This is a genomic window from Hyphomicrobium sp. (assembly GCF_020852195.1).
GTDB lineage: Bacteria > Pseudomonadota > Alphaproteobacteria > Rhizobiales > Hyphomicrobiaceae > Hyphomicrobium_C.
In genome coordinates this window covers 1-12,546 of the sequence record NZ_JADZBI010000117.1, presented here as the reverse complement: position 1 = coordinate 12,546, position 12,546 = coordinate 1, and the positions used below count along the sequence as shown (strand labels likewise).

The following is a 12,546-nucleotide window of genomic DNA, read 5'->3' as shown; positions in this document are numbered from 1 at the left end:
TTCTGGGCATGACCATCTTCCTGGTCTTCCCCTTCACGCGCCTCGTGCACGTCTGGAGCGCGCCGGTCTGGTATCTCGGCCGGCGCGGCTATCAGGTCGTGCGGTCGCGGTCCGGCGTCAACGCGGCGAGGCCGGCCCTGGCGCGCGTGCGCAACCTCCCCGTGGAGTGAAATCGCCATGGGATGCTCGCTTCACGCCGATCTTGCTGCGACGGCCCGCAAGCGCGTTGCCGTCGACGGCATCGTGATCTCGCACGACGTGATCTCGCGCGAAGCGCAGAATCATGCGGCACAAACGCCCATCATGGCCTGGACGGCAGCGGCACGGGCGCTGGTTGTCCGCGCGCTGCTGCTCGGCGAAGCAAGGCGCCTCGGCATCGTCGCCGAGCCCCTATCCGATGTGCGAGGACGCCGCGAGACCGACGATGACGCGATAATCCGTGCGCTCGTGGGGCGGGAAGTCGTGACACCGACTGCAGATGAGGACGCCTGCCGTCGCTACTATGAGCAGAACCGCCGCTGCTTCCGCTCGGCCGATATCTTCGAAGTCTCGCACATCCTGTTTGCGGCTCGCAAAAGTGATTCTGAGTCGTTTGAGCAGGCGCGGACTGCCGCCATGGCAGCTCTCGTCATTCTCTCGCGCGATCCCAACCGGTTCGCCTCTATGGCCAGGGCTCATTCAGCCTGTCCGTCAGGCGAGCAGGGCGGCAACCTCGGCCAGATTACCGCGGGCGAGACCACGGTGGAGTTCGAGGCCGCCATGATGGCGCTCGAGCCGGGCGAGACGGCACAACATCCCGTCGAGACGCGCTACGGGTTCCATATCATCCGGCTGGAGCGGCGGATTGCCGGCAGTGGGCTGCCGTTCGAGCTCGTGCACGAACGGATTGCCGGCTACCTCCGCGAAAAGGCGGAGAGGATCGCCGTCGCCCAATATATCGCGCGTCTTGCCGGCCGGGCGCAGATCGAAGGCGTTTCGCTGCCGGCAACGTTCGACCTGCGCGTGATGTGAGGAGCAGGCCATGCAGCTCGGCACCCTCCTGTCCCGTTTTGAGGACGAGACCGTTGTGTTCGACACATTGACGGCCATGGACGACGGGCCGCTGATGGCGCGGGTCCGCGCCGCCGCCGCGCGCGACGAAACCGATGTCGGCGTCTGGGCCTACGAGGCCGTCGGGCGTTTCATCATCTCGGCGGACGACGAGCAGTGGCTCGGCCTTATGTCGAGCTGCAGCCGCGCGCCAGATCCTGGCCTGGCCGCGCTGCGCCATATGCTCGAAGCCCAGCTCAGCGAGGCGCCCCCGGCCTGAGGCCCGGCCAAGTCTCGGCAAGGGGCGGCACGTCGAGTGCCAGAAGGTCGATCGTGCGCCGTGCGATCTGGTCGACGATCTCGGTCGCGGTTGTCGGGCGGAGATAGAACGCCGGTACCGCGGGTGCGACAATGGCGCCATACTCCGTGACAGAGGCCATGGCGCGGAGGTGGCCGAGATGCAGCGGGCTCTCCCGTACTACGAGCACCAGCCGGCGCCGCTCCTTGAGATGAACATCTGCCGCGCGCGTGAGGAGAGTGTCCGCAAGCCCGGCGGCGATGGCGGAGGTCGTCCGCATGGAGCAGGGCGCGACGATCATTCCCGCCGTCTGGAAGGAGCCGCTGGCGATCGATGCGCCGATGTCGTGGATCGGATGCCGACACGCGGCGGCTTTCTCGAGAGTTCGCAATCCGTCCTGACCGACCTCGTGCGCGAGCGTCCGCTCTGCCGCCTGAGACACGATGAGATGAACCTCGACGTCTCGCATGGCGCTGAGAAGCGTGGCGATATGTACGGCAATGTCCGCACCCGATGCACCGCTCACGCCGAGCACGATCCTGTTCTTCTGCATCAACGGTCTCCCGCCTGGGCCGCGATCGCTTGGCTGATCCCCAGCTCTGACCACATGGCGTCGACGCGCGCGATGACGTCCGGGCGCATCGCCAGAACGAGCCCCCATTCGCGGTCCGTCTCGCTCCCGATCTTGGTGGTGGCATCGATGCCGAGCTTGCCACCGAGCCCTGCCACCGGGGATGCGAAATCGAGATAGTCGATGGGTGTGCGCTCAATGAGCGTCAGGTCCCGCGACGGATCCATGCGCGTCGCCAGCGCCCACGAGATGTCGCGCCAGCTCCGGACGTCGATACCCTCGTCGACCACGACGATGATCTTCGTGTACGAGAATTGCTGCACGAGCCCCCACAGCGCCATCATCACGCGCCGCGCCTGCCCGGCGTAGCGCTTGCGGATCGACACGACCGCCATGCGGTAGGAGCAGGCGTCGGGCGGCAGCCAACAATCGACGACCTCGGGAACCTGGCGCCGCAGGATCGGCACGAAAAGCTCGTTCAGCGCCGCGCCGATGACGGATGGCTCGTCTGGCGGACGGCCCGTGTAGGTGGAAAGATAGAGCGCGTCGGCGCGGTGGGTGATGGCGGTGACGCGCATCAGCGGAAACGATTCGACGGCGTTATAATAGCCGGTGTGATCCCCGAACGGCCCCTCGGGCCGCGTGTCGTGCGCGGAGACTAGGCCTTCGATGACGATCTCGGCCTCGGCCGGCACCATGAGTGGCACGCTTACGCAGCGGGCGAGCCGCGGGCTCTCGCCGCGCAGAAGACCGGAGAAGCGTAGCTCTGACAGCGTTTCCGGAAGCGGCAGCACGGCGGAGAGGATCGTCGCCGGATCGGCGCCGATCACGATGGCGACCGGCATGTCGCGGCCCGCGTCCGCCCAAAGGCGATGATGGGCCGCGCCGCCGCGATGGGCCAGCCACCGCACGATGGCTTGGTCGGGTCCCAGGACCTGCATGCGATAGACGCCCGCGTTGTAGCGCGAGACGGATTCGTCGTCAGGCGGCCGCGTCAGCACCAGTGGCCAGGTGATGAGCGGCCCCGGTTCGCCTGGCCAGCAGGTCTGCACGGGTAGGCGATCGAGTGCGATGTCCGCGCCGGTGCACACGCGCTGCTGCACGACGGGATGGGCGACGGGCGTCGGCATCATGCTGAGCAGCGCCTTGATCATCGGCCAGCGGCGCACGGCGTCGCGCAGCCCGTCCACGGGCTCGGGTTCGCGGAGCGCACCGAGCAGGTCGCCGAGGCGCTGCAGTCCGCCGTCCGTGACGCCCAGTCCCCAGCACGCCCGCGCGTGGGTCCCGAACAGGTTGACGAGAACCGGTACGTCGGACGCCGTTCCGTCGGCGCGGATCGGGGTCTCGAACAGCAGCGCTGGGCCACCGCTTTCGAGCACGCGCCGGTGGACTTCCGTCATATCGTGCGCGACAGAGACCGGGGCAGTGATGCGCGCCAGTTCGCCCTTGGCGTCGAGAAAGCTCAGGAAGGCGCGCAAATCGCCAAACTTCGGCAAGTCCCGCACGGAGGTTCGTCTCCCATGTCGCCTGCGCCGCACTAAGCACCGGACTGTTCTGCGATGTTTGACCTCGGTTAAGCAGCGCCGCGCGCATCGGGATAAGAAAGACGGCAGAGGAGGCACCATGCTGCAACCTTCATTGCAACAGGCTCGCCGTTTGCCGGGCATCGTCGCATGGGCCATGCGCCCATTGCCGCTATTCCCCCTTGAGTTTGCATTGGTGCGACTGCTTGCCGGAATTCTCGAGCGTCATCCTGACCTCGTCGGCAGGCTCAGCGGGATGGAACGTCGCCGCATTGCCGTCGAGCCGGACGACCTGCCGTTCACCGTCGTTCTCGAGCTGCAGGAGAGCACCATATCCCTGCGGATTGTGCGTACGCTCGACATCATACCCGTGCATGCGCGAATACGTGGACCCTTGCCGGTGCTGATCGGCCTCGTCGACGGGGTCTACGATGGTGATGCACTGTTCTTCTCGCGCGATCTTGTCATCGAGGGCGACATCGAAGCAGTTCTGGCACTCCGCAATGCCATCGATGATGCGGATGTCGATTTGCTCGGCGAGGTCGCGGCGACATGCGCCGCATGTGGCTCGCCCATTGACGGGATCAAACGGGCGCTAGAGGGCATCCTGCGCGCCGTCCTTAAGACGGCCAATCGAGGACACGTCCAGTGACGCCCCACGGCCCGCGAACGCTGGAGCTTGTTTGCCCGGCGGGGACGCCGGCATCACTGCGCACCGCCATCGAAGCGGGCGCGGATGCCGTCTATTGCGGGTTCCGCGACGAGACGAACGCCCGCAACTTTCCCGGCCTCAACTTCAGCCGCGACGAGATGCGTGCGTCCATCTCCTATGCACGCGAGCGCGGCGCGAAGGTGCTGATCGCCATCAACACGTTCGCGCGGGCCGGCGATCCCGGTCCCTGGCGCCGTGCCGTGGACGATGCGGCGGCATTCGGGGCCAATGCCGTCATCCTCGCCGATCTTGGACTGCTCGGCTATGCCGCCACGACACATCCCCGCCTGCGGCTGCATCTGTCGGTGCAGGCTGCAGCGGCGAGTGCAGACTCCATCAATTTCTACGTGGGGAGGTTCGGCGTGAAGCGCGTGGTGCTGCCGCGTGTGCTGAGTGTTGCCGAGATCGCCGCCGTGACGCGCGCCGTCTCGTGCGAGACGGAGACGTTCGCATTCGGCGGCCTGTGCGTGATGACGGAAGGGCGGTGCTCGCTCTCCTCCTATGCGACGGGTAAGTCACCGAACATGAATGGCGTGTGCTCGCCCGCGAGCCACGTCAGCTACCGGCAGGACGGGGACTGCCTCGTGTCCCGCCTGGGTGAGTTCACGATAGACCGCTCCGATTCCGGTCGGCCGGTCGGTTATCCGACTCTCTGCAAGGGACACTTCAGGACGACGGCCGGGCAGGGATACCTCTTCGAGGAACCGGTGAGCCTCGATGCGCGCAGGCTTCTGCCGGAGCTGCGTACGGCCGGCGTCACGGCAATCAAGATCGAGGGCCGCCAGCGCAGCCGCGCCTACATCAAAGCCGTTGTCGCAGCATTCCGCGAGGCGCTCGACGCCCTTGCCGCCGGCACGGCTGTTCCTATCGAATCGCTCGCCTCCATGACCGAAGGCCAGAGCGTCACCTCTGGTGCCTATCGCAAGGCATGGCGGTGAGCCGAGAGCAGGGCATTTGAACATGTCTCGGATATCGCTGTCTCTGGGGCCTCTTCTCTTCAACTGGCCGGCCACGCGCTGGCGCGATTTCTACGCGCGCGTTGCGGACGAGGCCCCCGTCGAGTTCGTCTATCTGGGCGAGGTGGTCTGTTCGAAGCGTCAGCCGTTCTTCTCCGATGTTCTGCCGGATGTCATTGCTCGCCTCGAACGCGGCGGCAAGACCGTAATCCTGAGCTCGCTGGCGCTTCCCACGCTTCAGCGAGAGCTTCGATACTGCGCGGCACTGGCTGAGGCCTCGCAGATGGTGGAGGCCAACGATGTCTCCATGCTCCCTCATCTTGCGGGCCATCCGCATGCCATTGGACCTTTTATCTCAGTCTACAACGAGACCGCTGCCCGGCTCCTGATCGACGGTGGGGCGCGGCGGATCGCGCTGCCTCCCGAGCTGCCGATGGCCTCGATCGCCGCCATAGCCGGTGCCGCTGAGGGAGCGGAGATCGAGGTCTGGGCTTTCGGCCGTATCCCGCTCGCCATCTCGGCCCGCTGCTATCATGCGCGGCTCTACGGGCGCACCAAAGATTCCTGCCAGTTCGTCTGCGAAAATGATCCGGACGGGCTCCGCGTGGACACACTCGACGACGAGAAGTTCCTGGCCATCAACGGCGTGCAGACACTGTCCCATACGTACTGCAACCTCATCTTTGAAGCTCAGGAGCTCGCAAAGATCGGCGTGTCGACGCTGCGTCTGTCGCCACACACATGCGACATGGTCGGCGTGGCGCGTGTCTTCCGCGACGTGCTCGACGACGCGTGCGAGTCTTCGCGGGCCATGCGCCTTCTACGCGCAATTGCGCCCGACACTGCTTTCTCGAACGGCTTCGCCCAGGGTGTGAACGGCGCGACCTACGTCGTCCGTTGAGGATATGAATGGAGATGAACGGACCCAAGATCTCCGTCATCGGCGCCGGCATCGCCGGCTTGTGGCAGGCCTATACACTTGCCTACCGCGGCTATGCCGTTCATCTCGTGGATCAGGAGAGGATCCCGTTCAGCAAGGCTGCCAGCGCTTATGCCGGGGCCATGCTCGCACCCTTCTGCGAACGCGAGACGGCACCGCCGATCGTCCAGGATCTTGGGCTTCGATCGCTCGACATCTGGCGCTCGACGTTCGCCGGTGTCGTCAGCAATGGCACGCTCGTCGTGGCGCATCCAGGCGACCGGAGCGAGCTGATCCGTTTCTCGCGTCTCACCGAGGGACACAGGGTGCTCGATGCGAGCGATGTGGCGAAGCTCGAGCCCGATCTCGCGCGGCGATTCGAGACAGCCCTGTTCTATGCCGAGGAGGCGCACGTCGATCCCGCTGCGGCAGCAGGGTTCCTGCTGAGAACGATACGCCGCCTCAACGCGAAAGTGACATTCGGTCATAACGGAACGGAGGAGGATGCGGACTATGTGATCGATTGCCGTGGAATGGGAGCCAGCCAGGATGTCACGGCCCTGCGCGGCGTCAGAGGTGAGCGGATCGTCATTCAAAATCCTGCGATTGCGCTCAAACGTCCGGTTCGTCTCCTGCATCCGTACGCGCCGCTCTATGTCGTTCCATGGGACATGGGAACATACATGATCGGAGCGACGGTTATCGAAAGCGACGAGCAGGGACCTGTGACGCTGCGTTCAGCGCTCGATCTGCTCGCTATGGCATATGCGCTCCATCCGGCCTTCGGCGACGCCCGGATTGTGGCCATCGACGCGGGAGTGCGTCCTGCATTTCCCGATAACGTGCCGCGCGTCATCGTGCGCGGACGGCGCATCGTCGTGAACGGTCTCTACCGCCATGGCTTCCTGCTCGCTCCGGCATTGGCAGAGCTGGTTGCCGACTATCTGGAGGGAGGCGCGGCCTTGAGCCCGCTCATTTCTGAGGAATGACGTCCGCGCGATGGACATGAGGCATCTTCAGCGGTGGTGCTCCGTTGGCTCTGTCAGCCCTTTCAGGATGCGCCGAATTCTCGCGGCGCCGCCATCTGCATATGCCCGGTGCACTTGGACCAGGGATGCTCCGGCCGCAATACGCGCCTTCACATCCTCGGCGAGCCGAACGCCGCCGACGGAGATGACCGTGAGCCCATCGAGATAGGTTGAGATCGTGTGGATCCGATCGAGCGAGTCGCTCACCAGCACGGCGCCGTCGAGCCCGCTTCCGCGCAGCGCCATGATCGCGGCCGGAAAGGCGGTCCTGTGCCTCCTCGCCTCGAGCTTGACGAGCAGGGGTACGCGATGTCCGCCAACCGCAGAGAGGACGTCCCGCGCCACGCAAAGACGTTTCACCAGCATGTCGATGCCGGACATGTTGCCATCGCGGTGCAGTGCCGGTGCGCTGAGGTTGGCGACGACATAGTCGCAGAGCCCGTACACCTGCCTCAGCGTCGCTACGTAGTCCTCGATCACCTGCTCGTCGAGTCCGGGCCGCGCACTGCCGATATTGATCCCGATGCGCATGCGGGAGCGAATGCGGCCGAGCGTAGCCGCCCGACCGGTTGCCGGCGTGACGGTGCCGAACTCGATATGTCCGAAGCCGTGTGCGGCAAGCGACGGAACCAGCTCGCCTGTCCGGTCGAAGCCGGCAGCGAGCCCAAGCGGATTTGAGAAGGAAAGCCCCAATACCGTCACGGATTGGTTCAGGGCAGGCAGACTGCCCCGATGGTGCGTTCTGTTCTCGCCGACATGCATCTCTACCCTCTTCGGCGCTTGAAGTCGGACATGAAGCTTGCGAGCGTGTCCACGGCCGTTTCCGAAACCGCGTTGTAAAGCGACGCGCGGACGCCTCCGACGTCGGGATGGCCGCGCAAGTGATAAAGCCCCTGCACCTGCGCTTCCTCGACGAACATGAGATCCAGCGCGGGATCGGGAAGATGGAAGCATGCGTTGATCGATGAGCGGCAGGACGGCGACGCCGGACAACGGTAGAAGCTGCCGTCGATCTCGGCATAGATCTTGGCGCTCTTGGCCTCGTTCCTTGCCTGAGCCGCTGCCAAGCCGCCTTGCGTTCGCAGCCAAGCCAGCATCCGGCTCGCGACGAGCACGGCGAACGTCGGCGGCGTGTTGACCCGGGATTTGGCATCGGCTTGGCGCCTGTAGTCGAAGGGTGCGGGCGTTCCGCGCCGGGCGCGGCCGAGCAGGCTCTGATGTACGATTACGAGCGTGAGACCTGCAGCGCCGAGATTCTTCTGGGCGCTTGCGTAGATGAGGTCGAACCGCTCGACGGGAATCGACCTGGTCAGGAAATCAGCCGTCATGTCCGCCACGAGCGGCACATCGACCGCCTCGGGGAACGTCTGGAATTGCAGGCCGTCCGCGGTTTCGTTGGTGGTGTAGTGGCAATAGGCTGCGTCGGGCGAGCGATCCCACTCCTCGGGATCCGGCAGCGTATGTCCGTCGCCTGCGGCGATCACGCGCACGTCGCCATACGGCTGCGCCGCGGCGATTGCACGTCGCGACCAATGCCCACTGTCGACGTAGTCGCAATGCGATGCGTTTCCGAGGAGGTTCATCGGCAGAAACGCGAATTGCGCCGACGCGCCGCCCTGCAGGAACAGGATGTGGTAGCCGTCCGGCAGGTCGAGAAGCGCCCGGAGGTCATGCTCGGCAAGCGCTTTGATGTCGGCGAATGCCTTTCCGGTGAATGGTAGCTCCAGGGCCGAGAGCCCGGAGCCCTGCCATTCGGCGACATCCGCGCGGAGCGTGACCAGTACGTCGTCCGGAATCTTGGAGCAGGCCGAGGCGAAACTGAGAACCTGCATGGCTGCTTCCCATCGTCAGAGCAAAGAAAAGCCGTGAGCGCCACCGATCATGAGCAGCAGCGTGGCCACCGAGAGCACGGTGTTGGTGCGCGACGAGAGGAACGTGATGCGCGAGCATCTGAGCCGCTCGTCGGTCGATGCAGGACTAAATCCCAGCACCTTCTTCTGGTGCGGCCACAGCACGAGCCACAGGTTAAGCACCATGAGCGTTCCTATCCACATGCCGAGACCGATGGTGGCCGACGGGCCGGAAAGCGTGATGGCGTCGACAAGGTCGCCGCGCCGCCACAGCATGTAGAGGCCCGTCGCGAGCACGATCAGCGACGCATGGCGGAATATCCCGTGCTCGCGCTTGGATGCCCGGATGAACACGTCACGTGCCGTCTCCGGTGGGTCGGACGGCAGAACGCGCCGGAACACGGGTGTCTGCACCACGTTCACCCAGTTGTGCCCGATCCAGATGATGACGCCCGCCACGTGCAGCAGTCGTGCAAGGAGATCGAGGGTGCCGAAGTCCATGTGCGTCTCGGTCAGCGGGCGCCCGTGCGCCTTGGATAGCCGCCTTCACGCATGATCAAAGGCTTCTGGTCGCGGCGCGTTTCGGCTCCGCTGATCAGCGCATCGACGAGATGCCGATGGGGCGACTTGGCGCACACGGGGTCGGTGTTGGCGGCATCGCCCGTCATTAAGTACGCTTGACAGCGGCAGCCGCCGAAATCCTTCTCCTTCTCACTGCAGCTCCGGCACGGCTCCTTCATCCAGGATTCGCCCCGGAACTGGTTGAATGCCGGCGATCGCGTCCAGATCCAGTCGAGTGCGTGGTGGCGCACGTTGGGAAACTCGATCTCCTTGATGAGGCGGGCCTCCTGACAAGGAAGCGCGGTGCCGTCGGGCGCAATCGTCAGATGGATTGAGCCCCAGCCGTTCATGCACGCCTTGGGACGGTTGTCGTGGTAGTCGGGCACCACGTAGTAGATCGTGAGCCGCTTCCCAAGGCGCTCGCGGGCCGCCTTGACTTCGGCCTCCGAGCGGGCGAGCTGCTCGCGCGTGGGCAGGAGCTCGGCCCGGTTCAAGAGCGCCCAGTTGTAGTATTGCAGGTTGGCGAACTCGACGTACTCGACGCCGAGATCCGCGGCGAGCTCGATGAACGCGGCGGTGTGGTCGATATTGTAGCGGCTGACTGGAACGTTCAGAACCATGGGGAAGCCCTCGGCCTTGATCGTGCGCGCGATCGCAATCTTGTGCGCGAACACGTCGAGTCCGACGAGTTTCTCGTTGAGCTCCTGGTCGCAGGCCTGAATGCTGAGCTGGATCTGCTTGAGCCCCGCCTTCTTCAGCGCCCGAAGCCGCTTCTCGTTGAGGCCCACACCAGACGTGATCAGGTTCGTATAGTAGCCGAGGCCGTCCGCCTCCTCGACCAGCTCTTCCAGATCCCGCCTCAGCATTGGCTCACCGCCGGTAAACCCGAGCTGCAGCGATCCGAGCCGGCGACCCTCCCGCAGCACGGCCTTCCACTCCTCCGTGGTGAGCTCGTTGCGATAGCGGTTGAAGTCGACCGGATTGCTGCACCAGGGGCACTTGAGCGGGCACTTGTAGGTCAGCTCGACTACGAGCCAAAGCGGCATGCCCAGGCCGTCAAGACTTAACCCGGATCCAGCCTTTGGCATGGGCGACCTCCAAGAACTTGAGAACCTCTGCGCCGAGATTGCGCTTGTCGTAGCGGCGACTGAGCTCGGCGGTGCCGTCCGCGATGGAGGGGGCGCCGGTGCAGGCCTCCAGGATCGCGGCTGCCGTTTGGTTCAGCTTCACGATCCCTTCGGGGTAGAGGAGCACATGGGCTTGCTGCGGCTCTTCCCATCGGAAGTGATAGTTTGGATTGAGCTCGACCACGTCCTCCGGTCTGAGCCGCCGTTCGGCCTCCATGTGCTCCTCCACGCTGAGGGCTCCTTTCGGAGCTTCCCCCCGTCAGCGAACGTAGACGTAGGCGGTCACCTCGAAGCCGAGGCGCACGTCGCAGTATGCGGGTGCAACCCATGTCAAGGTGACGTTCCCGTCGATGCAGGCATTGTCGAGGGCGTTCATTCGGGGTTCCTCCTTATTTGCCACAAGAGGGCCATTGCGACCCCGCGCGCACTATCCCGCGCGCCGTCTCTGGGCCTTTGACTTTTGTTAAACGGCCAGGGGCGCCGTAGAAAACATGGGCCGCGCTCACGGTTTTTTGATAGGTTGTGCGCCCCAAGCGGCGAGCTACTGTCCGCCTACGCATCGTCCTCGGGGACGAACTCGACGAAGCTGAGAAGCCGGCCGATATCAGCGATGCTTATGGTCCCGCGCTCGGCGGTCACGCCATGTGCGCGCAGTTGCGCGAGGGCACGCGAAAAGCTCTCGGGCTTCATACCGAGCCGGTTTGCGAGCAGTCCTTTCTCGAACGGCAACTCGATAACGGCCTCGCCTTTGCGGACCTCGGTCATGCGGACCAGGAAATCAGCGATCCGCTGCGGAGCGGAACGCACCTTGATTTGCTCGATCTGCTCCACGAGGAACTTGAGCTGATAGGATGCTGAGGCGAGCATCGACATGGCCAGCGCCGGCCGCTCCTCGATGCGCGCACGAAAGGCGGCGCCGTCAACCCTGAGCAGCCGCGACGGAGCCGCGGTCTCTCCGCTCGCCGGATAGCGCCCGCCGAGGAATATGGCGGCCTCGGCAAAGGTCTCACCGCTCGTGAAGACATGGAGCACGACCTCGAGCCCGTCAGGCGTCGTCCGATAGATCTTCACCCATCCGTCGAGGACGATGAAGAAGGCCTCCGCGGGCTCTCCTTGCAGGAAGAGCGTGGTGCCCTTCTCATACTGCCGGGGCGCCGCATGCCCGACGAGCGCCTGCGCCGTTTGCGATGCCATCGCACCGAAAAGCGGGGTGGACTTTATGATGGCCCAGTCAACTGCGTCCATGATTCCGAGAGAACCTGGATGTGACCTCCGGATGCTCTCCTCCCTGCGCCACTCCGCGCCGGCTGAACTTGATGCAAGACAACAAGCAGCCGGCCTTTTCGTCACATCTCGCCACGCGCAGGCTTGATCAAATACATTTGATCATTGCATCCCGCAGCGCTTAAACGCCATGGCGCCGAAGCACGGTTTCGATGTCGCCGACACTTCTGATCTCCATCATTTCGTCCATCGAGAGGCGAACGGAGAACGTCATCTCCAGCGTGCGGATCAGGGCGATGTGCTGGAGCGAATCCCATCGTCCGACGTCGTCTGGCGATGTGGTCTGAGTGAGGGGGCCGGTATAGTGAAACACCTCGGAAAAGATCGATGCGATCTCCGGGTATGACAGTGTTGACGCGGAGGCGGGCCCGTGCATTCAGATCTCCCAGGTTGCGGTCACATGGCGCGAAGATGGCGCATCCTGCGCGTCGACAGAGAGCAGCCACGTCGTTTTCCCATCCTCGTCTTCGCCAGTCTGTTCGAAGCTGCAGGAGGCATAGAAATCGCGCACCATGGCGTTCCTCGGCGTCGGGATGTACTCGCTCCGAATGCGGCGGACACCGCGTCGCCTGAGCGCGCCGATCATCTCTCCCAGGAACGCGCGCTCGATCTCTCGGCCGATCACGCGGCAGCTCATCAGTAGCGTACGGATGGTTGCCTCGTCGTGCGCGCGCGCGCCCGTGGCCGC

General features: G+C 64.6%; 17 protein-coding genes and 1 pseudogene. 7 read left to right on the top strand and 11 right to left on the bottom strand.

Features of this window, described 5'->3' with window-relative positions; all coding sequences use genetic code 11:
- The 3 genes from IT540_RS09300 to IT540_RS09290 form a co-directional block, all read left to right on the top strand.
- Nucleotides 1-170: respiratory nitrate reductase subunit gamma (locus IT540_RS09300; protein ID WP_291176217.1), on the top strand; the 170-nt coding region annotated here is incomplete at its 5' end.
- Between the two features lie 7 nt (nt 171-177).
- Nucleotides 178-1,011, top strand: coding sequence for a peptidylprolyl isomerase (locus IT540_RS09295; protein WP_291176211.1), 834 nt, complete (start codon nt 178-180; stop codon nt 1,009-1,011).
- A 10-nt stretch (nt 1,012-1,021) separates the two neighbouring features.
- On the top strand, nt 1,022-1,309 hold the full coding sequence (locus IT540_RS09290; protein WP_291176207.1) for a hypothetical protein: 288 nt from the start codon (nt 1,022-1,024) through the stop codon (nt 1,307-1,309).
- Here IT540_RS09290 and IT540_RS09285 read toward each other — a convergent pair.
- Entirely contained in the window at nt 1,287-1,880 is a 594-nt protein-coding gene (locus tag IT540_RS09285) for a UbiX family flavin prenyltransferase (protein WP_291176204.1), read from the bottom strand. The two genes, IT540_RS09290 and IT540_RS09285, sit on opposite strands and share 23 nt — an antisense overlap.
- The gene (locus IT540_RS09280) at nt 1,880-3,403 is read right to left on the bottom strand and encodes a UbiD family decarboxylase (RefSeq protein WP_291176201.1); all 1,524 of its coding nucleotides are present in this window, start codon (nt 3,401-3,403) and stop codon (nt 1,880-1,882) included. Before IT540_RS09280 ends, IT540_RS09285 begins: the two co-directional genes overlap by 1 nt.
- 118 nt (nt 3,404-3,521) lie before the next feature.
- Here IT540_RS09280 and IT540_RS09275 point away from each other — a divergent pair, with 118 nt between their 5' ends.
- From IT540_RS09275 to IT540_RS09260, 4 genes are read left to right on the top strand one after another with little or no spacing between them, the layout of a single operon-like run.
- Nucleotides 3,522-4,073, top strand: coding sequence for an SCP2 sterol-binding domain-containing protein (locus IT540_RS09275; protein WP_291176197.1), 552 nt, complete (start codon nt 3,522-3,524; stop codon nt 4,071-4,073).
- A gap of 20 nt (nt 4,074-4,093) precedes the next feature.
- Nucleotides 4,094-5,071: a peptidase U32 family protein gene (locus tag IT540_RS09270; protein ID WP_291176214.1), complete on the top strand. Its 978-nt coding sequence runs from the start codon at nt 4,094-4,096 to the stop codon at nt 5,069-5,071.
- Nucleotides 5,072-5,093: 22 nt separating this feature from the next.
- Nucleotides 5,094-5,990, top strand: a complete 897-nt coding sequence (locus IT540_RS09265) for a U32 family peptidase (RefSeq protein WP_291176193.1) — start codon at nt 5,094-5,096, stop codon at nt 5,988-5,990.
- Between the two features lie 14 nt (nt 5,991-6,004).
- A complete protein-coding gene (locus tag IT540_RS09260; protein WP_291176189.1) occupies nt 6,005-6,997 on the top strand; it encodes an FAD-dependent oxidoreductase in 993 nt (330 codons plus the stop codon).
- A gap of 27 nt (nt 6,998-7,024) precedes the next feature.
- Here IT540_RS09260 and IT540_RS09255 read toward each other — a convergent pair whose 3' ends face one another.
- The 9 genes and pseudogenes from IT540_RS09255 to IT540_RS09215 form a co-directional block, all read right to left on the bottom strand.
- Entirely contained in the window at nt 7,025-7,798 is a 774-nt protein-coding gene (locus IT540_RS09255) for a dihydroorotate oxidase (protein ID WP_291176186.1), read from the bottom strand.
- A 2-nt stretch (nt 7,799-7,800) separates the two neighbouring features.
- Nucleotides 7,801-8,868 carry a 3-phosphoserine/phosphohydroxythreonine transaminase gene (gene serC, locus IT540_RS09250; RefSeq protein WP_291176183.1) on the bottom strand — a complete coding sequence of 356 codons (1,068 nt, stop codon included), beginning with the start codon at nt 8,866-8,868 and terminating at the stop codon, nt 7,801-7,803.
- 15 nt (nt 8,869-8,883) lie between these two features.
- On the bottom strand, nt 8,884-9,387 hold the full coding sequence (locus tag IT540_RS09245) for a hypothetical protein (RefSeq protein ID WP_291176181.1): 504 nt from the start codon (nt 9,385-9,387) through the stop codon (nt 8,884-8,886).
- Between the two features lie 11 nt (nt 9,388-9,398).
- Nucleotides 9,399-10,535 (bottom strand): pyrroloquinoline quinone biosynthesis protein PqqE, encoded by a 1,137-nt coding sequence (gene pqqE, locus IT540_RS09240; protein ID WP_291176178.1) that lies wholly within the window; start codon nt 10,533-10,535, stop codon nt 9,399-9,401.
- A complete protein-coding gene (gene pqqD / locus IT540_RS09235; protein WP_291176176.1) occupies nt 10,504-10,803 on the bottom strand; it encodes a pyrroloquinoline quinone biosynthesis peptide chaperone PqqD in 300 nt (99 codons plus the stop codon). Before pqqD ends, pqqE begins: the two co-directional genes overlap by 32 nt.
- Before the next feature lie 30 nt (nt 10,804-10,833).
- The gene (pqqA, locus tag IT540_RS09230) at nt 10,834-10,950 is read right to left on the bottom strand and encodes a pyrroloquinoline quinone precursor peptide PqqA (RefSeq protein ID WP_291176173.1); all 117 of its coding nucleotides are present in this window, start codon (nt 10,948-10,950) and stop codon (nt 10,834-10,836) included.
- A gap of 176 nt (nt 10,951-11,126) precedes the next feature.
- Entirely contained in the window at nt 11,127-11,819 is a 693-nt protein-coding gene (locus IT540_RS09225; protein ID WP_291176170.1) for a Crp/Fnr family transcriptional regulator, read from the bottom strand.
- 160 nt (nt 11,820-11,979) lie between these two features.
- Nucleotides 11,980-12,234, bottom strand: a complete 255-nt coding sequence (locus IT540_RS09220; protein ID WP_291176167.1) for an acyl carrier protein — start codon at nt 12,232-12,234, stop codon at nt 11,980-11,982.
- A pseudogene (locus IT540_RS09215) lies at nt 12,235-12,546 on the bottom strand (hypothetical protein); the annotation flags it as partial. It lies immediately after the preceding gene.